The 19,725-nt window shown below is 64.3% G+C and carries 22 protein-coding genes; 13 read left to right on the top strand and 9 right to left on the bottom strand.

Going from position 1 to position 19,725, the window contains the following annotated elements; translation table 11 throughout:
- Window positions 1-109: 109 nt before the first annotated feature.
- Window positions 110-562: a MarR family winged helix-turn-helix transcriptional regulator gene (locus ASD99_RS03850; RefSeq protein ID WP_057142783.1), complete on the bottom strand. Its 453-nt coding sequence runs from the start codon at window positions 560-562 to the stop codon at window positions 110-112.
- A 117-nt stretch (window positions 563-679) separates the two neighbouring features.
- Between ASD99_RS03850 and ASD99_RS03845 the strand changes: the two genes are divergently transcribed.
- On the top strand, window positions 680-1,495 hold the full coding sequence (locus tag ASD99_RS03845; protein WP_056591921.1) for a p-hydroxycinnamoyl CoA hydratase/lyase: 816 nt from the start codon (window positions 680-682) through the stop codon (window positions 1,493-1,495).
- A 38-nt stretch (window positions 1,496-1,533) separates the two neighbouring features.
- Window positions 1,534-3,048 carry an AMP-binding protein gene (locus ASD99_RS03840; RefSeq protein WP_057142782.1) on the top strand — a complete coding sequence of 505 codons (1,515 nt, stop codon included), beginning with the start codon at window positions 1,534-1,536 and terminating at the stop codon, window positions 3,046-3,048.
- 9 nt (window positions 3,049-3,057) lie between these two features.
- Here ASD99_RS03840 and ASD99_RS03835 read toward each other — a convergent pair whose 3' ends face one another.
- The gene (locus tag ASD99_RS03835) at window positions 3,058-3,783 is read right to left on the bottom strand and encodes a 3-keto-5-aminohexanoate cleavage protein (RefSeq protein ID WP_057142781.1); all 726 of its coding nucleotides are present in this window, start codon (window positions 3,781-3,783) and stop codon (window positions 3,058-3,060) included.
- A 269-nt stretch (window positions 3,784-4,052) separates the two neighbouring features.
- Between ASD99_RS03835 and ASD99_RS03830 the strand changes: the two genes are divergently transcribed.
- Complete coding sequence (locus tag ASD99_RS03830) at window positions 4,053-4,247, top strand: hypothetical protein (protein ID WP_056591913.1); 195 nt, start codon at window positions 4,053-4,055, stop codon at window positions 4,245-4,247.
- 43 nt (window positions 4,248-4,290) lie between these two features.
- Here ASD99_RS03830 and ASD99_RS03825 read toward each other — a convergent pair whose 3' ends face one another.
- Entirely contained in the window at window positions 4,291-6,387 is a 2,097-nt protein-coding gene (locus ASD99_RS03825) for an EAL domain-containing protein (protein ID WP_057142780.1), read from the bottom strand.
- A gap of 354 nt (window positions 6,388-6,741) precedes the next feature.
- On the opposite strand from ASD99_RS03825, the gene ASD99_RS03820 reads away from it, so the two are divergent.
- Window positions 6,742-7,191 (top strand): ester cyclase, encoded by a 450-nt coding sequence (locus tag ASD99_RS03820; protein WP_057142823.1) that lies wholly within the window; start codon window positions 6,742-6,744, stop codon window positions 7,189-7,191.
- Between the two features lie 290 nt (window positions 7,192-7,481).
- Window positions 7,482-8,552 carry a phosphatase PAP2 family protein gene (locus ASD99_RS03815; protein WP_057142779.1) on the top strand — a complete coding sequence of 357 codons (1,071 nt, stop codon included), beginning with the start codon at window positions 7,482-7,484 and terminating at the stop codon, window positions 8,550-8,552.
- A gap of 133 nt (window positions 8,553-8,685) precedes the next feature.
- Here the strand turns inward: ASD99_RS03815 and ASD99_RS03810 are convergent, their stop codons facing one another.
- On the bottom strand, window positions 8,686-9,183 hold the full coding sequence (locus tag ASD99_RS03810; RefSeq protein ID WP_057142822.1) for a hypothetical protein: 498 nt from the start codon (window positions 9,181-9,183) through the stop codon (window positions 8,686-8,688).
- Between the two features lie 175 nt (window positions 9,184-9,358).
- Entirely contained in the window at window positions 9,359-9,685 is a 327-nt protein-coding gene (locus ASD99_RS03805) for a DUF1330 domain-containing protein (protein WP_056591901.1), read from the bottom strand.
- A 176-nt stretch (window positions 9,686-9,861) separates the two neighbouring features.
- Here ASD99_RS03805 and ASD99_RS03800 point away from each other — a divergent pair, with 176 nt between their 5' ends.
- The 5 genes from ASD99_RS03800 (at window position 9,862) to ASD99_RS03780 (ending at window position 13,603) form a co-directional block, all read left to right on the top strand.
- Window positions 9,862-10,554: a winged helix-turn-helix transcriptional regulator gene (locus ASD99_RS03800; protein ID WP_056591898.1), complete on the top strand. Its 693-nt coding sequence runs from the start codon at window positions 9,862-9,864 to the stop codon at window positions 10,552-10,554.
- A gap of 89 nt (window positions 10,555-10,643) precedes the next feature.
- Window positions 10,644-11,759, top strand: a complete 1,116-nt coding sequence (gene ada, locus ASD99_RS03795) for a bifunctional DNA-binding transcriptional regulator/O6-methylguanine-DNA methyltransferase Ada (RefSeq protein ID WP_057142821.1) — start codon at window positions 10,644-10,646, stop codon at window positions 11,757-11,759.
- Window positions 11,760-11,771: 12 nt separating this feature from the next.
- Entirely contained in the window at window positions 11,772-11,999 is a 228-nt protein-coding gene (locus tag ASD99_RS03790) for a hypothetical protein (RefSeq protein ID WP_057142778.1), read from the top strand.
- 309 nt (window positions 12,000-12,308) lie between these two features.
- Window positions 12,309-12,863 carry a methylated-DNA--[protein]-cysteine S-methyltransferase gene (locus tag ASD99_RS03785; protein WP_057142777.1) on the top strand — a complete coding sequence of 185 codons (555 nt, stop codon included), beginning with the start codon at window positions 12,309-12,311 and terminating at the stop codon, window positions 12,861-12,863.
- Entirely contained in the window at window positions 12,860-13,603 is a 744-nt protein-coding gene (locus ASD99_RS03780; protein ID WP_056591887.1) for a 2OG-Fe(II) oxygenase, read from the top strand. The genes ASD99_RS03785 and ASD99_RS03780 overlap by 4 nt, the downstream gene beginning before the upstream one ends.
- 44 nt (window positions 13,604-13,647) lie before the next feature.
- Here the strand turns inward: ASD99_RS03780 and ASD99_RS03775 are convergent, their stop codons facing one another.
- From ASD99_RS03775 to ASD99_RS03760, 4 genes are all read right to left on the bottom strand, one after another.
- Window positions 13,648-14,538: a sigma-70 family RNA polymerase sigma factor gene (locus ASD99_RS03775; RefSeq protein ID WP_244482952.1), complete on the bottom strand. Its 891-nt coding sequence runs from the start codon at window positions 14,536-14,538 to the stop codon at window positions 13,648-13,650.
- 130 nt (window positions 14,539-14,668) lie between these two features.
- Window positions 14,669-15,610, bottom strand: a complete 942-nt coding sequence (locus tag ASD99_RS03770; RefSeq protein ID WP_056591881.1) for an alpha/beta hydrolase — start codon at window positions 15,608-15,610, stop codon at window positions 14,669-14,671.
- A gap of 110 nt (window positions 15,611-15,720) precedes the next feature.
- Window positions 15,721-16,602: an SDR family oxidoreductase gene (locus tag ASD99_RS03765; RefSeq protein WP_056591880.1), complete on the bottom strand. Its 882-nt coding sequence runs from the start codon at window positions 16,600-16,602 to the stop codon at window positions 15,721-15,723.
- A gap of 127 nt (window positions 16,603-16,729) precedes the next feature.
- Window positions 16,730-17,317, bottom strand: a complete 588-nt coding sequence (locus tag ASD99_RS03760; protein WP_056591877.1) for a dihydrofolate reductase family protein — start codon at window positions 17,315-17,317, stop codon at window positions 16,730-16,732.
- A gap of 142 nt (window positions 17,318-17,459) precedes the next feature.
- Here ASD99_RS03760 and ASD99_RS03755 point away from each other — a divergent pair, with 142 nt between their 5' ends.
- The 3 genes from ASD99_RS03755 to ASD99_RS03745 all read left to right on the top strand — a co-directional run bounded on the left by ASD99_RS03755 (window position 17,460) and on the right by ASD99_RS03745 (window position 19,719).
- Window positions 17,460-17,876 (top strand): winged helix-turn-helix transcriptional regulator, encoded by a 417-nt coding sequence (locus ASD99_RS03755; protein ID WP_057142776.1) that lies wholly within the window; start codon window positions 17,460-17,462, stop codon window positions 17,874-17,876.
- A gap of 122 nt (window positions 17,877-17,998) precedes the next feature.
- Window positions 17,999-19,246 carry a DNA polymerase IV gene (gene dinB / locus ASD99_RS03750; protein WP_056591872.1) on the top strand — a complete coding sequence of 416 codons (1,248 nt, stop codon included), beginning with the start codon at window positions 17,999-18,001 and terminating at the stop codon, window positions 19,244-19,246.
- A gap of 131 nt (window positions 19,247-19,377) precedes the next feature.
- Window positions 19,378-19,719 (top strand): hypothetical protein, encoded by a 342-nt coding sequence (locus tag ASD99_RS03745; RefSeq protein ID WP_200950964.1) that lies wholly within the window; start codon window positions 19,378-19,380, stop codon window positions 19,717-19,719.
- Window positions 19,720-19,725 lie beyond the last annotated feature (6 nt).

The raw sequence follows: 19,725 nt of genomic DNA, 5'->3' as shown, positions 1-19,725 counted from the left end.
GATTCGGTCGACTTCCAACAGCTATTTCATTTTCAGACCAGGTTTCTGAAATAAGAGGCGCGCCTATTTCAGAAACTTCCACACCCCTGCTTGAGCGCTGAGGTAGCCCTCAATCTTCGTCGGTCCAGATCAGGCGCAGCAACCGAAGCAGCGTCGCCCGTTCCTTCTTTGTCAGCCGATGCAGGAACCGGTCCTCGTGCCGGCGCACCTGTTGCCGCCATCCGGGCATCGCCTCTTTTGCGGCCGGCGTCAGGGCGAGCATCTGCACGCGTTTGTCGCCGGCATGGTCGTCGCGTTCGACAAGCCCGCGCTCCTCGAGTTCGGCAAGCAGCGGCGCCATGTTGGCGCTCTTCATGCCGAGCAGGCGGCACAGTTCCGCGGCGCGGATGCCGGGCTTTTCGTCGATCAGCGCCAGCATACCATAGGTGACAGGGCGCAGCGCCGCGTCAGCCATCTCGACCGCGAAATCATTGAGCGCGAGTGACGAGGCGCGCCTCAGATTGTAGCCGATCTGCGCGTCGAGCGCGTCTTCGGGACTGGTGCGGAGCCGTGCCTTTTCCATGCTTCAACCGATCGCCGCGAACATCCCCTCTTGTCAAGCAAAAAAGACTATGCGACATAGCAAATATGATAGCTATGGCGCATAGCAACTTGCCAAGCGAAACGGGAGGACCTTACCGTGACCGAAGAGACCGTTGCCTTCGACGTCGAGAACGGCATCGCCTGGGTGCGCTTCAACCGGCCGGACAAGCGCAATTGCATGAACCCGGCGCTCAACCGGCGTATGATGGAGGTTCTCGACGAGCTTGAATTCCGCGACGATGTCGGCGTGCTTGTGCTGTCCGGCGAAGGCAGCGCCTGGTCGGCGGGCATGGACCTCAAGGAGTATTTTCGCGAGACCGAGGCCAAGGGTCTTGGCGCCATCCGCAAGGCGCAATCCGAAGCCTATGGTTGGTGGCGGCGCTTGCGCTGGTACGGCAAGCCGACCATCGCCATGGTCAATGGCTGGTGTTTTGGCGGCGGCTATGGCCCGCTCTTCGCTTGCGACCTTGCCTTTGCCGCCGACGAAGCGCAGTTCGCTCTGTCCGAGATCAATTGGGGCATCCTGCCCGGCGGCGGCGCCACCAAGGTGGTGGTCGACCTCCTGTCGATGCGCGATGCCATGTACCACGCGCTGACCGGCGAACTCATCGACGGCAGGAAGGCCGCCGCCTGGAAGCTGGTCAATGAAAGCCTGCCGCTGGCGGACCTGAAGGCACGTGTCACCGAGGTTGCGACCATCCTGCTGAAGAAGAACCCGATTGCCCTGAAGGCGACCAAAGACGCCATCCGCCGCGTCGCCGAGATGACCTATGACAATGCCGAGGATTATCTGGTCCGGGCGCAGGAAGCTGCCAATTCCTACGACAATGACGGCCGCAAGGAGGGCATTCGCCAGTTCATCGACGAGAAGAGCTACAAGCCCGGCCTTGCCGCCTACGACAAGGCAAGGTGATCGTGCAAGCATAAGGCAATCCTGGGGAGGAGCTGCGAATGCCGGCCTGGACGACATCCGATCCCGTGGCCCTGCACGCCAGGACGCAGCCGGATCGTGTTGCCTGTGTCGACCTGGCATCCGGCCGGCGCTGGACCTATGCCGCGCTTGACGAGGCCATCCAGCGCGCCGTCGCCGTGCTCGAAACCGGCCATGGCATCGAACAAGGGCAGCGCATCGCCACGCTTGCCCGCAACAGCGCAGACCTGCTTATCCTGCAGCAGGCCGCGATGCGGCTCGGCGCTGTCTTCGTGCCGCTCAACTGGCGGCTCGCCAATGCCGAACAGCACGCGATCCTGGCCGATTGCGATCCGGTGCTGCTGCTGCATGACACCGCCCTTGAGATGGCAACGCCCAAGGGCTGCGTGCCAAGCGAAGTCGCGGCCTTCGCGGCGGCAGTCGAGACACAGGTCCCGGCACCGCGCCGTCCTTTGCCGGCCAGCGATGCGCCGTCGATCATCCTCTACACGTCGGGCACGTCAGGCCGGCCGAAAGGGGTCGTCGTCACCGAGGCCAACGCCTTCGCCACCGCAGTCAATTTCGGCGTCCTGGGACGCGTCGGCAATGCCAGCGTCTTCCTCTGCGACGCGCCGATGTTCCATGTCATCGGCCTCATCACCAGCCTGCGTCCGCCGCTGCTGCAGGGTGGCACGGTGCTGATCTCGCCCGGCTTCGACGCCGGCCTCACCAATCGTCGCCTGGCCGATCCCACGCTCGGCGTCACCCATTATTTCTGTGTACCGCAGATGGCCAGGATGCTGCGCGACCATGCCGATTTTGCGCCTTCGAATTGGACCGCGCTCACCGCCATCTTCACCGGCGGCGCGCCCAATCCGGCGGCCGACATCAACTGGTGGCTGACACAAGGTGTGCGCATGGTCGACGGCTTCGGCATGACTGAAGCCGGCACCGTGCTCGGCATGCCTATCGAGGCCGACCGCATCGCCAGCAAGGCGGGCTCGGCGGGCCTGCCGGCGCCGACCATCGGCCTGCGCATCGTCGATGACGCTGGCCGCGATATCGCGGCCGGGGAACCAGGCGAGCTATGGCTGTCCGGTCCCAGCATCACATCAGGCTACTGGAACCGGCCGGACGAGACCGCGCGTGCCTTCACCGCCGATGGCTGGTTCCGCACCGGCGACATCGGGTGGCAGGATGAAGAGGGCTTTGTCACGCTCGTCGACCGCCGCAAGGACATGTTCATTTCCGGCGGCGAGAATGTCTATCCGGTCGAGGTCGAGACGGTGCTGCTCGACCATCCCGACATCGCCGAAGCAGCCGTGATCGGCGTCGCCGACAAGCGCTGGGGCGAAGTCGGGTGCGCCTTTGTCGTGGTGAAAACCGGTTGCGTTGTCGATCCGGCTGACCTGGCAAGCCACTGCGGTGCCCGCATCGCCCGCTACAAGGTGCCGAAGGAGTTTTTGCTCACCGATGCGCTGCCGCGCACCGCATCCGGCAAGATCCAGAAACACATTTTGCGCAGCTGGACAGCACCGGCCAGCGGGCAGACCTGAGGGCGCCGTTCAGACCGCAGGCGCACCGCGAAAGATCGCCACGGCCGCAGCGACGATTTCCGCATTGTCCTTCGCTGTAGTTCCGTCCGCAAGCGTGTTGCCGTCTTCCAGCCCGACCCGCGTCGACCAGCGCTTTTGATACGCAAGCGCGACGAAGGGCCAGACGGTGGCGTCGACGCCGTGCAGCAGGATCGGCCGCCGCACTCCGGCGCGTTCGAGCACCGCGGCAATGCCGTGCGCCTGGTCCAGCGCCGCCGGCAGGTCCTGGATGTCTATCTCGATCAGGATACGCAGCACCCGGTCATGATCGGCAAGGCCGACGAAGCGCTCTGCATCGGCGACCGCGGCAAGCCCGGCCTCGATGCCGACACCACGCTGTCGCAGCAGCTCCATCACGGCGGGCGCGTCTGCCTCCGATAGATTGACCGAGGCATAGTCGGGCAATTCCCGCCAGCCGGCGATCGCCTCTCGGGTCCGCTCGACATCGTTCTCGATCCAGGCGCCGGTTGAGACGCCGACCAGCGTGCCGGGACAGGCCCGGCGCACCGCCAGCACGGCGGCATTGACGGCGGCCAGGCTTTCGTCGCCGTCAGCGCCGCGCGGGTGGATGTGCAGTTCGGCCCCACCTGCGGCGACGCAGACGGCCGCGTCGCTCGCCATCGCCTCGGCAGTCAGTGGCAACTGAGGATGAAAATCGCGCGGACGCGCACCGTTGATGCAGGCCTGGACGATCATCGGTCTCACCTCGGACAAAGGGAGGCCGCAGTGTAGGCTGTGCGGCACGGCATGGCAAAGAGTTGGGCCGCGTCTATCCTGACAGCGCGGCCGTGGAACTGCGTCGCTGGCGGCGCCCTTCCCTGCAACATTGAAAGGCAAGGCCGCAGCGTCCCAAGGTCTCTTCCCACAACATTGGACAGCATTTGAATAAAAGCCGCCTGTGGATATTTACCCGGCGTTCCCTCGCCTCCGGCAAGGTATTTTAGGGTGGGATGATGGAGAGACCATTGACCAGCGATTTTTCAGCCGCCCGCATCCACCTCGAACGCGCCTATCACTATCTGCAGGGCAATGACGAGACGAGCCGCACGGCCTGTGACGCCCTCGATCTGTTGATCGAAACAGTGGCGGAAGCGCAGCACAGGCCATCCGAAGCTGGAGTACTGGAGTTTCCGCAACCGACGACGCGGCGAACCGGATAGAATATGTTGAGATTCAGGCCGGCCCGGCCTGAATCTCCTTGGATCACGATGCCTTGCGGGCCGCCACCACCCCGGTTGCCCGCGCGACAATCTGCTCGAGCGGCTCCGGCCGATGCAGCAGAAATCCCTGGCCATAGGCGACGCCCATGTCGCTCAGCATCGCCAACGTGTCCTGCCGTTCGATCTTCTCGCCGACCACGTCGCAGCCGAGGCTGCGGGCGATGCTGGTAATGGCCAGCACGATCTCGCGGTCGAAGCGGCTTTGCGTGATGTGCTCGATGAAGGAACCGTCGATCTTGATCGTGTCGACGGGGAAGCGCCTGAGATATTCGAACGAGCTCATGCCGGCGCCGAAATCGTCGAGGCTGACCCGGCAGTGCCGCTCGCGCGCCTTGCACACGAATTGTTCGGCGGCGTCGAAATTGGTGACGGCGGCGGTTTCGGTGATCTCGAAGCCGATGCCCGAATGCGGCGCCCCGGTTTCTTCGATAACGGTGTCGACAAAGTCCCACAACTGCGGATCGCTCAGCGTCTGCGCCGACAGGTTGAAGCCGAGCGTCAGCGCGCCCGAGCGCAGTGCAGCGCCATGCCGCGACAGCGCGGTGCGGATGATCCAGCGGTCGAGCCGCGACGCGATACCGAAGCGCTCGGCCACCGGAATGAACTCGCCGGGCGGCACCAGCCGGCCGTTGCGTGCGACGAGCCTGGCCAGCACTTCGACATGGCGGCTTTCCTGCCAGGGCCGGCCCAGCAGATGGATTTCCTGCCCGAACAGTTTCAGCCGCCCGTCTTCCATCGCATCGACGGTGTCGGCGGCGACGCGCGCGGCATTCAGCCCGCCCGATCCCGCTGCCGCTGCAGCGGAGAACACCGCGAAACGGTTGCGGCCAGCAGCCTTGGCCGCGTAGCAGGCGTCGTCGGCGCAGGCTAGCGCGTCGGCGACCGTGGTGTTCGCGTCGTCGACGAAGGCGATACCGATCGAGGCCGCCAGCTTGCGCGTCGACGCGGCCGGGCCGAGATCGGCCTCACGCACCGCGCCGAGCACCGCGGCGGCGATCCGCTCGGCCTGTGCGGCATCGCAATGCGGCACCAGCAGCGCGAATTCATCGCCGCCCAGCCGCGCCGCATGTGCAGCGGCCGGCAGGCAGCCGCGAATGCCGGCGGCAACGCTCTTCAGCGCCAGGTCGCCGGCGGCGTGGCCGGCAAAGTCGTTGAGCGCCTTGAAGTAGTCGAGATCGACATAGAACACCGCCAGAGGCGCACCCGCCGTGATATGGTCGGCGAGCAGCCGGTCGAAGGCGGAGCGGTTCCACAGGCCGGTCAGCGCGTCGTGACGGGCGGCATAGGCGAGTTCCTGTTCACGCAGTTTTTCCTCGGTGATGTCACGCACGGTGCCAAGGACCTGGCCAGCCGCACCGGCGGCGGCGATGAAGCGGACCAGCGATTCGACGTGGCGGATGACGCCGTCGCGCTTGATGATGCGGTACCGCGAGGCGGTGACTGCGTCCGAGCCGGGTGTCGGCAAATGCGCCTGCTCGGTGGCTTCCCTGTCGTCGGGGTGCAGGAAAGTATGCCAGAGATCGGCGGTCACCTCGTCGGCATCGGCGACGAGGCCGAATATATCCCTTGTGCGGGCGTCCCAATAGCTCTTGTTGGTGGCGAGGTCATAATGCCAGATGCCGGTGCCGCTGGCGGCGAGCGCCAGGCGGAAGCGCACATTGACCTGTTCGAGTTCGGCTTCGGCGGCCTTCTGCTTGGTGATGTCGGTCTGCACGCCCATTAGCCTGAGCGGTTTTCCCATCGCGTCGCGTTCGACGATGCCGCCGCGATCGAGCACCCACACCCAGTGGCCCTGCTTGTGCTTCAGCCTGAGCTCGGTCTCGATGGCGTCGGTCTGTCCGGCAATGTGTAGGTCGCCGCTGGCCAGCGCCCGCTCGCGATCGTCGGGATGTGTCAGCTGCAGCCACAGGTCGCTGGTGTTGGCAAGTTCGCCTTCATCATAGCCCAGCATCCGCGCCCAGGTCGCGGAATAGAAGCACTCGCCGGTCGCAAGATCCCAATCCCAGACGCCAAGATGGGCGCGCTCCAGGGCTTTTTCCCAGAACGTTCCATTGCGATTTTTCTTGTCTCGACCAGCCATTGTCGGTTTCGCTCATCCCCGCTAAGCGGCAATCTGCAGCAAAACCAGAGAAGAAACAGTTACCGCGTGGGGGCGCGGGATGATCCGCGCGGCGCCGCCGTTGTTTAGTCATTCGTGGTGCTCGCCGAACTGCGCCTGAATCGCGGCAAAAACAATCCGCCCAGTCTGTTATCACGCCGGTGCCCTCCCGCCTTTCGATTGGCCGGCAAGAACCGGAGTTTTGTGCCTGCCGGATCGTCCTAGTGCTTGCCTCAGGTCATCGGCGAAGACCGGTGATCCCCGGCAAAAGCATGCCGCCCAAAGTGCCCCGCGGTTTGGGAAAACGGCATGCGCGACAACAACAAGGACCTCCCAATGACCAAGCAAGAAGACAACAAGGCCGTCGTCGTCAGATGGTTCACCGACTTCTGGGGTGAAACCTGCGATCTGTCCGTCGTCGACGACATCGCGGCACCCGACATGCTGCTGAAATATTCGCTGCACGAGCCGCGCCGCGGCCGCGACGACATCAAGGCCTTCATGACCGACTTCCGCGCCGCCTTCCCGGACCTCAACTTCTGGGCCACGGCCGACCTGATCGCCGAGGGCGACTATGTTGTCGGCCAGTGGGAGGGCGGCGGCACGCATACCGGCCCGGGCTTCGGCGATTTCCTCGCCGGCTCGCTGCCGGCCGCCACCGGCCGCACCATGCGCTTCACCGGCACCACCGTGCTGAAGGTGGTCGACGGCAGGATCGTCGAGGAGATCGGCCTCGATGACGGCGTCGCCGCCCTAACCCAGCTCGGCCTGATCAAGGCCGCCTGATCGAGCCGCATGATTGAAACAGGGCCATCGCCACCCAGGCGATGGCCCTGTTTCAATCGTAGCCGAAGCCTGATGACACCGAAGCCTGCGACAGTTGAAACCAGCGCACGAAGGTGATGCCGGGGCGTTGCGACGCAACGTCTTCGTCAATGAATCCTTGCCAACAAAGTATGCATTATAACCATCTAATTTAGGAAATTTTACTTTCCTCACGGTGCAACCCGATGTTAATACTTGATCTACAAAATACTCCACAACAATCTTTTGGGCAGCTGGCGGGGTGTCCTTCCATGAATGAGCACACCGGTCAGCGCGGCGGCAATCGCCGCCCAGCTGCAATCCTTGACCCGGACATCGCGACAACCAGGAGCGGCTGGCTGCTGGTTGCCTTGTGTCTGACCTATGCCGTGACCGCTCTTTGCCTGCAGCCTGATCGCTACCTGCATCTGGCGCAATCCTATGCCGAGCCGTTCGCCTTCTTCCTGCCCGCGCTTCTGGCGGCTGGCCTCGGCGTGGCGGGGCTGGCGTTTGCCCGACATAACCCGACAAGATTCATCCTCGACATACTCAGGCAGCGTTGGCTCGCAGCCGCGCCCGTCATCCTCTTGTTCTTTCTTGGCGTCACCGCCTTCACCACCTTGAAGGTCGCCATTCCGGACACGATACCGTTCTACGCCGACCGTGCCCTGGCGGACCTCGATCTTCGGCTGCATGGCGTCGATCCCTGGACATGGGCGCACAGCGTCGTTTCCGAACCGATCTCGCTCGCCATTTTCGCCGGCTATGGATATGGCTGGCTCGTGCAATGGTTCGGCGCGGTTCTCTTCGTCGCCTTCTGGAACAATCCGGTCGGCCGCTTGCGCTATCTATGGGCGTTCGCGCTGACCACGATCCTGTGCGGCACCGTTCTGGCGACCCTGCTGTCGTCCACCGGCCCGATGTTCCACGACCAGTTCTACGGCGGTGACCGGTTTGCCGGGCTGCAAACCGCCCTGGCGCAGAACCGTTACGCCGCCGCGTCGGTCCATGTTTATGCCGACTATCTGCTTGCAGCCTACCAGAGTGGCCGCCCGGAACTGGGCGGCGGCATCTCCGCCATGCCAAGCATGCATGTCGCGATCGCCACGCTCAACGCACTCTTCCTGGCCGGCTTCGGCCGCCGGTGGGCAATCGCCGGCTGGTCCTTTACGGCGTTCATCCTGTTCAGCTCGGTTTACACCGGCTGGCACTATGCCGTGGATGGCTATCTCTCGATCCTTGTCGTGTCTCTGCTCTGGTACGTGACCGGACGCTTCGTCTTGCCGCAAGCGCGCCGGGATACCGCCGAGGTGGGATTGGCGATTCCGGACCAGGCGGCATAAAGACGCCGTGAGGAGCAGCAGCGGCACGTACAGCGGCCCAGCCTTTCCTCGCCGAAAGCGACCTTTGGGACGCAGCGTCTCGACTGACTCGGGAAAGCGGCCAGGCGGCATTGGCGCCGCCTGGCCTTGCCGGCTACTGGCTCGGCGCCATCGTGTGTTCGCATGACACTTTTGGGTTCATGTCGGCGAAAGTGCCGGTCGGATTGCCCTTCCAGGCCCAGACATGCAGTTCGTAGAATTCACCCAGGCCGTAGCGGTTGGGCGCACTGTTGAAATTGAACAGCTGTCCGTCCAGCGACGCCGGCCCCTTCGAGGTGATGTATTCGACCGCCACCAGTTGCAGCCTGCCGTCAGCCATCGGCTCGTACATCACCGCTTCAGGCCGGGCGATATCGATCTTGTCGTCCTTCAGATACTGGCCGTTGACATAGTGGATGCCCATGGCGCCGCCGGTGATGCCGCTGGCGCACGGAATGGGCGCATAGCCCTCGGCCGTAGCTGCCTTGACGTCGAGAAACCGGCTGTTGGCGGCCCGCACCTTGTCGGCCAGCGGATTGGCGCCGGACGCCCGCGCTGCTTCCTGATCCGCCCGTGCGAAAGTGGTGCAGACAGCCAGCATGGCCCCGGCCATGACAAACCTATAGCGAAAATTTGGTCTGTTGTGAAAGTTCGATATCATCTTCATTCCATTCTTCTTGAAAAAGCACAGCTGGCCGGCCGCCGAAAATACGGAGGCCCGGCAGGCAAGCGCTGTGACTGTTGTTGCTTGGAGATCCCGAAATCGCTGTGACGACTGCCAGGAAGGATCATCCCTTCGGCAAATACGGGATCGTTCCGGCCAGATCGGTGTTGTCGATCACCTGGAAACGGCTGTCGCTGCCGCCCTGACGGGCCGAAACGAAGGGCGCGTAGGCCGGATCGTTGGTGAAGGCGCGCGCCGCCGCCTCCGACGGGAACGCCATCAGGGCGATCAGCGTGGTGTCGAGCGGCTTGCCTTCAAGCGTCTTCACATTGCCGCTGCGCGACAGATACCTGCCGCCATGCTTGTGGACGAGATCATGCACCGATGCGGCGTAGGCCGGCACCCACTGCGGGTCGTTTATCTTGATGTCTGCGATGACGTAAGCGGTCATGGTAGTCTCCTGGTTGCGGTGCACAGGGTATCCGGTGCAGCCGGCCAAAGGGCTCGCATGGCAGGCCCCTCGCCAGCCAGTCCGCGATCTGTACTGGGGTAGTACAGTTTCCGTACTGGCCGCTTCATTCATGAAGGCCTAATGTTCGACCCAGGTTCGAGGGAGGGACAGAGATCATGGCCCAGCACGGATACAAACAGTTCTGCCCGCTATCGATGGCCGCCGAGGTGCTGTGCACCCGCTGGACGATGGTGCTGATGCGCGAATTGGTGGCGGGCTCCACCCGCTTCAACGACCTGCGCCGCGGCGTCCCCAAAATGTCGCCGACCCTTCTGTCGCAACGGCTCAAGGAACTTGAACTGGCTGGGATCATCGAGCGCAAGGAAGTGCTGGGCGAAAAAGGGATATTCGAATATCGGCTGACGGAAGCCGGCCGGGATTTGCGGCCGGTCGTCGAAGCAATGGGCTTCTGGGGGCAGAAATGGGTCGAGTCCCGGCTGTCGCTGAAGAACCTCGATCCGTCGCTGCTGATGTGGGACATGCGGCGCAATCTGAACCCTTCGCCGCTGCCCGAGGGGCGCACGGTGATACAATTTCTATATCAGGAGCTACCAGCGTCCAAACGGTCGTGGTGGCTGATCGTCGAGAAGCACGGCGAGGTCGATCTGTGCTGGTACGATCCGGGCTTCGATGTCGATCTTTACGTCTCGACCGACCTGCACACGATGACGGCGATCTGGATGGGATTGCTGACCGTCGAGAAAGCCGGTGCGAAGGTTGCCCTGACCGGCAACCAGGCCATCGGCAGGAAGATGCAGACCTGGCTCGGGCTCAGCCCGTTCGCGGTGGAACCCAAGCGTGCGGCTTAGGAAGCGAAGCGAGCACTCGACGTGGGCGATTGGTGGCGCTTGGCGGGAAACGGGTGGCGAGGCGGGCTTTTGGCGGCTTCAATGCGGTCATGTTCATCACCCTGGCCAAGAATCTGAAGTCCGCGCCGCTGCCGGTTGCCGACGATCCGCGCTGGGCGCGTATCGTTGCGCGCGAGAAGTCGGCCGACGGCGAGTTCTGGTATTCGGTGGCGACGACCGGCGTCTATTGCCGGCCTTCCTGCCCATCGCGGCGCGCCAACCCCAGGAATGTGCAGCTGCACGGCACGCTCGATCAGGCCAGGGCGACCGGCTTTCGCCCGTGCCGGCGCTGCAACCCGGATGGCCCGTCGCTCGAGGCCAGCAAGGCGGCGATGGTCGCCGCTGCCTGCCGCAGGATCGAGCAGAGCGAAGAAGAACCGTCGCTGGCTGAACTGGCTGATGCCACCGGCCGCAGCGCCGGTTATTTCCACCGTATCTTCAAGGCCGTTACCGGGCTGACGCCGAAGGATTTCGCCGCCGCGCACCGCGCCGCCCGGGTCCGCCAGGGCCTGGAAGACGGCGCCAGCGTCACGACGGCGATCTACGACGCCGGCTTCAATTCAAGCGGGCGTTTTTACGAGAAATCGACCGGCATGCTCGGCATGACGCCAACGCGCTATCGCGCCGGCGGCGCCCATGAAGAGATCCGCTTCGCTGTCGGCGAATCCTCGCTCGGCGCCATCCTGGTCGCCTCCAGCCAAAAGGGCGTCGCCTCGATCCTGCTCGGCGACGATCCCGACGCGCTGGTGCGCGACCTGCAGGACCGTTTCCCCAAGGCAGGGCTGATCGGCGGCGACCGCGACTATGAGGCGCTGGTCGCCCGCGTCGTCGGTTTCGTGGAAGTGCCGGCGCTCGGCCTCGACCTGCCGCTCGACGTGCGCGGCACCGCCTTCCAGCAGCGCGTCTGGCAGGCCTTGCAGGACATCCCCGTAGGCCGCACACTTTCCTATGCCGAGATCGCGCAGCGCATCGGCGCGCCGAAGGCGACCCGCGCCATCGCCGCCGCCTGCGCCGCCAACAGCCTTGCCGTCGCCATTCCCTGCCATCGCGTGATCCGCAAAGACGGCGCCCTGTCCGGCTACGCCTGGGGCGCGGAGCGCAAACGCGCACTGCTCGACCGTGAGGCGTCGTCGTCCGACAATGCCAACCTGCCGGTACGGGCCTGACGAGGACCGGCAATGCGCACGATGACAAGGTCTCCCACCGCCGATGCGACCAGCCAGACCCAAGCTGCCGGCAGCCGGCGCGCCCCTGACGCAAAATCACGGGTGATGACCGCCATCGGCCAAATGGTCGACGACGGCAAAGCCGAGTGGAGCCGCACCGCGACCGGCGATATCGAGCTGCGGCTTTTGACCGGTGAGGTGTTCGTGCTGGGGGAACTCGCTGTCACCCGTGTCGCGTGAGAACGGTTCAAAATCAGCGCTCTACGGCGCGCCCCTCTGTCCTGCCGGACATCTCCCCCACAAGGAGGGAGATTGGCAGTTCTGGCGCCGGCTCTCTTCTTGCGACGTTGAAGATTGGCGAAGGCCGTCGTGACGGCCAATCTCCCCACTCGTGGGGGAGATGTCCGGCAGGACAGAGGGGGCGCCGTAGAGCGCTTACCTTTCGCCGTTCATCCTCAGATCCTGAGATTCGAATTTGAAAGCAAGCACCGGAGTGAGCGCGAGAAGCCGTCTCTGTAGGGTTCACTCACAGACAAAGGAGTGAAGGCAATGAACCTCATGCAAACTCAAATGGCCGCACGGGCGACCGTCCACGACGCCCTCGACACCATCGCCTACGCCATCGGCGAATCCGCGATCGGCAACATCCTGGCTGCGCGCAGCCACATCGGCGTCTGCGCCATCCTGATCGGCTCGGACGCTGACGCGCTGGAGCAGGACCTTGGCGATCGCTTCTCCGGCAAGGTGCTGGTCGAGGACGAGACCACCTTGCGCGACGATCTCGCGGCAATCGCGCGCTTCATCGAGACGCCCAGCATCGGCCTCGACTTGCCGCTCGACATGCGCCACGGCACGCCATTCCAGCAGCGTGTTTGGGATGTGCTACGCACCATCCCATGCGGCGAAACCATCCCTTACACCGCACTGGCCCGGCGTCTCGGCCAGCCGAACGGCGCCCGCGCCGTGGCGACGGCTTGTGCGGCCAATGCGATCGCGCTGGGTATTCCCTGCCACCGCGTTGTCCGCGCCGACGGCACGCTGGCTGGCTACCGCTGGGGTGTCGAACGCATGCGTGCCCTGCTTAACAAGGAGGCTGCGATATGAACGCCCGTGCCAAAATTGCCCCATCGGTGGTCGAAGCCGCTCAGACGCGCGTTGGCGGGTACGACTGGCCGCCCCTTGCCGCCGAACTCGACGGCTTCGGCTGTGCGGTGATCGAAAAGCTGCTGTCGCCCGAAGAGTGCCGGCAGATCGCCGGCCTCTATCCCCGGGAAGAGCATTTCCGCAGCCACATCCATATGGCCAGGCACGGCTTCGGCAAGGGCGAGTACCGCTACTTCCGCTACCCCTTGCCCGACCTGCTGGGCGGCCTGCGCAGCGCGCTCTATCCCAGGCTGGCCGAGGTCGCCAATCGGTGGAACGAGCGCATGGGGCAAGCCATGCGCTACCCGGCGACGCATGCCGCGTTTCTCGAACAGTGCCATGCCGCCGGCCAGACGCGGCCGACCCCGCTGCTGCTGCAATATGTGCCTGGCGACTTCAACTGCCTGCACCAGGACCTCTATGGCGACCTCGCCTTCCCGCTGCAGGTGGCGATCCTGCTTTCCGAACCGGGCAGGGATTTCACCGGCGGCGAGTTCGCGCTGACCGAACAGCGGCCGCGTATGCAGAGCCGGGTCGAAGTGGTGCCGTTGTGCCAGGGCGATGCCGTTGTCTTCGCCGTCCACAACCGACCGGTGCAGGGAACCAAAGGCAACTACCGCGTCAATCTGCGCCACGGCGTCAGCCGCTTGCGCTCAGGCATGCGCCACACGGTCGGCATCATTTTTCATGACGCGAAGTGAGCGCTTCTCCCTCCTCCCCTTGTGGGAGAAGGGAAGGCCGCGCTTCATCCTGCGTCCTCGAAGACCAAATCCAGTATCCAGGGGCAGGCATAGTAGTCGGCAATGCGGTCGATGACGCCGCCATCGGTATGGATGCGCACGGGATACGCCGGCCGCCATTCCTCGCGATGCAGCCTGTCGACGACCAGCACGATCTCCCCTTCGATCGCTCCTTGCCGCATACGCCAAGGCTCGCCGCGCTCATATTCGACGAAGTAGGGCGAGCCCGACAGCAAGCCGTTGTAGCAGTCCGAGACCCGCAGCCGTGCATCGGCGCTAGCCATTGCCCGCACGCCGTCCCAGTCTCGCCTGTTGAACAATTCTACATAGCGATCGAGCAGCCGCGCCAGTTCGGGGTCGTGTGCCGGTGCCGCGGCCTGTTGCGCAGGCAAGGCGGCGAGCTTGGCGCGGCCGCGGTTGAGCGCCGATTTGACACCGCCTGATGTCGAGCCGACCAGCTCGGCGATTTCCTCAAGCGAATGGTCGAAGACATCCTTGAGCAGCACGCAAGCGCGCTCCTTCGGCGGCAGGTGCACGACCAGTCGCTCGATGGCGCGGCCCGCGCCGGGACCGGCGGGCTCGACAGGCAGCACGATCTCGTCGCTGGCATAGCCGGCCTCGGCCCGCTGTCGCGCCTGGCTGTTGCGGATAAAGTCGATGCAGCGGTTGTGGGCTATGCGGAACAGCCAGGGCCGCAGCGCCTGCGCATCGTCGAGCTGTTCGATCTTGCGATAGGCCTCGAACAGCGCCTCCTGCATGATGTCCTCGCCGTCGAGGGCCGAACCGGTCATGCGCGCGCAGTACCGGTGCAGCTTGATACGCAGATGCGACACCGTCTCAAGGAACGCTGCGTAGCGCAGATCGAACAGGCCTTCGGGGACGAGGCGCGGCTGCATGCCTCGCCTCGTTTCACGGGATTTGCGGATCTGCTGGTTCATAGCGGCACGTCGGTCAGCGTCACTACACCATTGCGCGAGTGCAGCACTTCCACAAGCACGAAGCACGATGCGACCAGCCAGCGCATGCTCATGCTGCCCTGTCGCCGGCAGCTTTGTCACGCGTAGCTGACAGGCCCAGTTTCGGCCGCACCCAGGTGGCGAAGCGGCCGATCGCGTCGTCGGCTTCCGGCGCCCGGCCTGCCATCATCTGGAATGAGTGCAACATGCCCTCGAAGACGTCGAGCCGTGTCTCGACCCCAGCCTGCCTGGCGCGCTCGGCGAACATGCGGCTTTCGTCGACCAGCGTCTCATCCGCACCGGCCTGCAGGAACACAGGCGGAAAGCCGGTGAGGTCGGCATAGAGAGCGCTGACCTCCGGATCGAGCCGGTCGCCGTCACCGATGAAGTTGGTCACCAGCCAGTCGACGGCGGCCTTTGCGAAGGCCGGGTCCTTCTCGCGGTTGGTCTCGTAGCTGGCGCCGGTCAGCGCCATGTCGAACCAGCCGGAGATGATCAGCGTCGCGGCAGGCAGCGGCCGCCCTTCGGCCCGCAGCCGCTGCAGGACTCCATAGGTCAGGACCGCGCCGGAGGAATCTCCGGCGATCACGATCCGCCCGGAGTCGAAGCCCTGGTCGATGAGCCAGTTCCAGGCGGTCATTGCCGCCTCGAGCTGCCCCGGATGCTTGGCCTGGTGCGCCAGCGGATAGTCGTAGAGCAACGCCCTGCAGCCCACGGCCTTGGCCAGATGGCCAACCAGCTTGCGGTGCGTGTAGATCGAGCCGCCGATGAAGCCGCCGCCATGCGCATAAAACAGCACACGCCCCTCGTCGGCGCCCTTCGGCGCGATCCACATCGCCGGCACGCCGCCGGCATCGACCTCGATATAGTCGACGCCGCCCGGTTCGCCGGTCAGCGCCGTCCAATGCGTGTCGTTGAAGTCGATGATCGCTTGCGGGCTGGTCAGTTTGCCCGCATTGTCGGCGATCGCCGCGTAGTGGTTCCTGTTTGCCTCGCTCTGTACGCTTGCCATGATGGTCTCCTGGGGATTGCGGATCGCGGGCCGCGCGACCTTCGAAGCCTAGGACGAACGAGTGGGCAAAAAGGATACGTCGCAGCGAATGCTTTTTTCACGGAGCGCGGTTAACCCTTGCCGCCAAACATCGCGGCATGACGCCGGGCGAATTCGATAAACGGTGTTGCCCGCACGCCGAACATCTCGTGCGTCGCCAGATGCACCCGCGATTTCGGCCGCCGCAGCCGCTCCGCCAGCTGTTCGTCCAGCGCATCGGCGAAGCCGGGCGAAATCCCGGAGGCGAGCAGATTTCTCCGCCGCACTTCAGGGCTGACGTCGACATAGCGGACCGGCTTGCCGATCGCCTGTGATATCCGTTCCGCCACGTCGCTCATGGTCAGTGCCTCCGGCCCCGTCATGTCGAGGCTCTCGCCTTCGTGGCCGCCATCGCGCAACAGTCGGAAGGCCACCTTGGCGATGTCCTCGACGTCGACGGGCGACAGTTCGGTATCGCCGAGCGCGAGAGTGAACGCACCCTCGGCGGCAATGGCCGGCGCGTCGCGCAGATAGACCTGCATGAACTGGCTGGGGCGCAGATGCGTCCACGCCATGCCTGCCCCTTCCAGATAGCGCTCGGTCTCCTCGTGCATGCGCGTGAAGCGGAATTTCGTTGCGTCATAGCCGATGTTGGATTCCGCGCCGGAAAACTTCACCACATGGGCAACGCCGGCCTGCTTGCAGGCATCGATGAAGCGGCACTGCGTTTCCGTCATGTCCTCAGCGGCGGTCGAAATCATCAGCACGCGGTCGACACCGTCGAGCGCGGCGCCCAGCGTTTCAGGCCGGCGCATGTCGCCCTCGATCGGTTCTACACCGGCAAGCTCGTCAAGGCCCGCCGCCGATGCCCGGGCCGGATCTCGTACCAGTGCCCTCACCTCATGGTTCTCCCGTGCGAACTCCCGCACGATCGACTTGCCGTTCAGGCCCGTGGCGCCTGTCACCAGGATCATGATCTTCTCTCTCCGTTCGGGATTGTCGCGGCTTGCCTGTCAGGCGACCGCACCTTGAAGACGAAGAAACGCGGGCAAAGGATTCCATCCAAACATTTTTTGTCGGCGGATGCCTTTCACGCCTTCCTCATCTCGCCGATGCGTAGCGGTTGACCACCATGCCGCAGGCATAGGCCTTCGAGCCGAGCAGGCGCAGGGTTTTGAAACCACCTTGGTCGAAGATGCGGCGTCCGGCGCCCAGCACCGCCGGGTTGATGAATAACTGGAACTCGTCGACCAATCCGGCCGCGATCAGCGCCGACGCGAAACCTGCCCCGCCGAACACGACCATGTCGCTGCCCTCGCCCGCCTTCAGCGCGCTGACCTCACGCGGCAGGTCGCCGCTGGCCACCCTCGTGCGCTCCCAGGCCGATTGCTTGAGCTTGTCGCTCAGCACCACCTTCCGGGCGTCGACGATGCGTTGCGCAAAGGCATAGAACGGATCGCGCGGAAATTTCTTCGCCGCGTTGCCCCAATGGGTGAGATAGCCCTCCTGCGCCATCTTGCGGCTGAGCAGGATGGTGTCGATACCGGCGAAGACGGCGTTGAAGTCCTGCTTCAGCTCGCCGTCCCAGGCGCTCTCGTCACCCCATTCCCAGAGCTGCCAGGGATGGTCCTCATTGGCGCCGACAAAGCCGTCGACCGACATCTGCATCTGAAGGATCAGCTTTCTCATCATCATTCTCCTCGGTTTGTCCCTGCTCAAAGCGTGCGTCCGGCGAGCCGTCGCGATCAACGTTATATGGTTTACATTTGGAAGCATTGACGCACGGCCAAAATGGTGTCAATAGTAAAGTGATTTAAAAATGGAACCATAGATGTCGACGCGCGAAAAATCCGGCTGCCCGATCAACCTGTCGCTCGAACTCGTCGGCGACCGCTGGACGCTGCTCATCATCCGAGACCTGGTCTTCGCCGGAAAAAGGCATTTTCGCGAATTCCTGCAATCCGACGAAGGTATCTCCTCGCGCACGCTGGCCGAGCGGCTGCAAACCCTTCAGGACGAAGGCATCCTCACCAGAAGCGACGACCCGACGCATGGGCTGAAGACGGTCTACCGGCTGACCGAAGCCGGCATCGACCTCTTGCCAGTGCTGGCGACGCTCGGCGCCTGGGGCAGCAAGCACCGCAAGGCCGACGACAAGCTGGCTCGCATCGCCGAAGAGCTGACGGCCGGTGGCGAGGCGGCGCTGGAACAGATGAAAACGGCGCTGAGGGCCGAGCATATTGTCTAGGCAGGGCGCTCAAGCCGAACCGGCGCGGCTCTTTGCTGCACAAATCGCTCTCCACTTGACAATGATCCGCCTTTGTTCTCTATTTGTTCAGATCTATCAGCAACTGCGGATGTGCGGTCGGGATGGAAACGACAGCCACCATCCTGCATGCCGATCTCGACGCCTTCTATGCCTCGGTCGAGCAATTGCTCGACCCGTCGCTGCGCGGCAAGCCGATCGCGGTGGGCGGTGGCGTTGTGCTCGCTGCCTCCTATGAGGCACGCGCCTTTGGCGTGCGCGGCGGCATGCCGGGGCGCAAGGCGCGTGAGCTTTGCCCGCAGCTGATCTTCGTCGGCGGCAATTTCAGCCATTACCAGCGGCTGGGCGACGCGGCGATAAAAGTGCTCGACGATTTCACCCCGCTGGTCGAGCGCATTTCCATCGACGAGGCCTTTGCCGATGTCGCCGGCTGCACGCATCTGTTCGGGCAGCCAGAAGAGATCGCCACGACCATCCGCCGCCGCGTGCGATCCGAACTCGGCCTGCCGATCTCGATCGGCGTGGCACGCACCAAGCATCTGGCCAAGATCGCCTCGCAGGTGGCCAAGCCCGACGGGCTGGTCGTCGTCGAGCCTGGCACGGAGATCGCCTTCCTGCACGATCTGCCGGTCGGGCTGATGTGGGGCGTTGGCCCGGCGACCAAAGCGCGGCTGGGCGAAATCGGCGTCGAGACCATCGGCCAGTTGGCCAGGACGCACAGCGGCACGCTGACGCGGCTGCTTGGTCCCGCCGCCGGCGAGAAGCTCGCCGCCCTGTCCTGGAACCGCGACCCGCGGAAACTGGAGACGAAGCGCCGGGCGCATTCGGCCGGTGCGCAATCGGCGCTTGGCCAGAAGCCCGCCGTGGCTGATGTCATCGTGCCCACTCTGCTGCATCTGGCCGACCGCGTCGCCAGCCGGCTGCGCGCCAAGGCGCGGCCCGGCCGCACGGTGACGGTGCGCGTGCGCTTTGCCGGTCTCAGCGCCGTCACCCGCTCAATCACCCTTGACCAGCCGATCTCGGCGACAACGATGTTGGCCGAGATCGCCGGCGATCTGGTGCGCGGCGTGCTTGCCGACCACCGCCAGGAGAAGACGATCTCGCTGCTGGCGATCTCGGTATCGCACCTGGAGGAAAGCCTCGAGCTACAGCTCGAACTGCCGCTCGGCCTCGCGGACGAGAAACGCCGTCCCGGCACGAAGAAGGGCCTGGCACGCTTCGGCGCCGACCGCGCCATCGACAAGATCCGTGAGCGCTTCGGCAAACAGGCGGTCGGCTACGGCACGGTGGCGCTGGACGCGGCGCGCTCGGTGCCCGACGAATTCAGGGAGCTGGCGCAGAAGGAGCTGTGAGCGCGGTTGACGCCATCCTGAATGTGACCGCGTCGGCATTGTAACCGAGGGGCGGCAGGCCGTGAAAAATCTTGATCTCCTCACTGGTGGCTATTCGAGTAAGATGTCCCTGACACAAGCCATGGAATCTCATGTTCGCACCCTTCATCGTTTGCGCGTTGGTCACAGCTCTCAGCGCGGTTGTCAGTCTCGGTTTCTCCTTGGCTGCCGTCATGAACGAAACCGGCAGCGCCCGGACGGTGGCATTGTACGGCTGTGCACGCAGCGCAGCTTTGGTGGTCGTAAGCGCCGTGCCATTTTTTACGGGTTCGACGGAATGGCTTGAGGCCATCGCCTGGACAACGATCCTCGTGCAGGCTGGAGATGCCGTCATAGGCGCCACGATCGACGATCGGATGAAAACCTTCGGCCCGGCCGGCGCATCGCTCGCCAACCTTCTGGCTCTCCTATGGCTCATCCAGTCTGTTCAATGAGATCAC

This window comes from Mesorhizobium sp. Root695 (assembly GCF_001428185.1).
In the GTDB taxonomy this organism is placed as follows: domain Bacteria; phylum Pseudomonadota; class Alphaproteobacteria; order Rhizobiales; family Rhizobiaceae; genus Mesorhizobium.
Note: the sequence above shows the minus strand (reverse complement) of the source record. Positions and strands in the feature narration are given on the sequence as shown.

What these genes read in the sequence shown, in the direction of transcription:
- ASD99_RS03850 (WP_057142783.1), bottom strand. Translation starts at nt 562, where the DNA reads ATGGAAAAGGCACGGCTCCGCACCAGTCCCGAAGACGCGCTCGACGCG.
- ASD99_RS03840 (WP_057142782.1), top strand. Translation starts at nt 1,534, where the DNA reads ATGCCGGCCTGGACGACATCCGATCCCGTGGCCCTGCACGCCAGGACG.
- ASD99_RS03835 (WP_057142781.1), bottom strand. Translation starts at nt 3,783, where the DNA reads ATGATCGTCCAGGCCTGCATCAACGGTGCGCGTCCGCGCGATTTTCAT.
- ASD99_RS03825 (WP_057142780.1), bottom strand. Translation starts at nt 6,387, where the DNA reads ATGGCTGGTCGAGACAAGAAAAATCGCAATGGAACGTTCTGGGAAAAA.
- ASD99_RS03820 (WP_057142823.1), top strand. Translation starts at nt 6,742, where the DNA reads ATGACCAAGCAAGAAGACAACAAGGCCGTCGTCGTCAGATGGTTCACC.
- ASD99_RS03815 (WP_057142779.1), top strand. Translation starts at nt 7,482, where the DNA reads ATGAATGAGCACACCGGTCAGCGCGGCGGCAATCGCCGCCCAGCTGCA.
- ASD99_RS03810 (WP_057142822.1), bottom strand. Translation starts at nt 9,183, where the DNA reads ATGGCCGGGGCCATGCTGGCTGTCTGCACCACTTTCGCACGGGCGGAT.
- ASD99_RS03805 (WP_056591901.1), bottom strand. Translation starts at nt 9,685, where the DNA reads ATGACCGCTTACGTCATCGCAGACATCAAGATAAACGACCCGCAGTGG.
- ASD99_RS03800 (WP_056591898.1), top strand. Translation starts at nt 9,862, where the DNA reads ATGGCCCAGCACGGATACAAACAGTTCTGCCCGCTATCGATGGCCGCC.
- ada (WP_057142821.1), top strand. Translation starts at nt 10,644, where the DNA reads ATGTTCATCACCCTGGCCAAGAATCTGAAGTCCGCGCCGCTGCCGGTT.
- ASD99_RS03790 (WP_057142778.1), top strand. Translation starts at nt 11,772, where the DNA reads ATGCGCACGATGACAAGGTCTCCCACCGCCGATGCGACCAGCCAGACC.
- ASD99_RS03785 (WP_057142777.1), top strand. Translation starts at nt 12,309, where the DNA reads ATGAACCTCATGCAAACTCAAATGGCCGCACGGGCGACCGTCCACGAC.
- ASD99_RS03780 (WP_056591887.1), top strand. Translation starts at nt 12,860, where the DNA reads ATGAACGCCCGTGCCAAAATTGCCCCATCGGTGGTCGAAGCCGCTCAG.
- ASD99_RS03775 (WP_244482952.1), bottom strand. Translation starts at nt 14,538, where the DNA reads ATGCAGCCGCGCCTCGTCCCCGAAGGCCTGTTCGATCTGCGCTACGCA.
- ASD99_RS03770 (WP_056591881.1), bottom strand. Translation starts at nt 15,610, where the DNA reads ATGGCAAGCGTACAGAGCGAGGCAAACAGGAACCACTACGCGGCGATC.
- ASD99_RS03765 (WP_056591880.1), bottom strand. Translation starts at nt 16,602, where the DNA reads ATGATCCTGGTGACAGGCGCCACGGGCCTGAACGGCAAGTCGATCGTG.
- ASD99_RS03760 (WP_056591877.1), bottom strand. Translation starts at nt 17,317, where the DNA reads ATGAGAAAGCTGATCCTTCAGATGCAGATGTCGGTCGACGGCTTTGTC.
- ASD99_RS03755 (WP_057142776.1), top strand. Translation starts at nt 17,460, where the DNA reads ATGTCGACGCGCGAAAAATCCGGCTGCCCGATCAACCTGTCGCTCGAA.
- dinB (WP_056591872.1), top strand. Translation starts at nt 17,999, where the DNA reads ATGGAAACGACAGCCACCATCCTGCATGCCGATCTCGACGCCTTCTAT.
- ASD99_RS03745 (WP_200950964.1), top strand. Translation starts at nt 19,378, where the DNA reads ATGTTCGCACCCTTCATCGTTTGCGCGTTGGTCACAGCTCTCAGCGCG.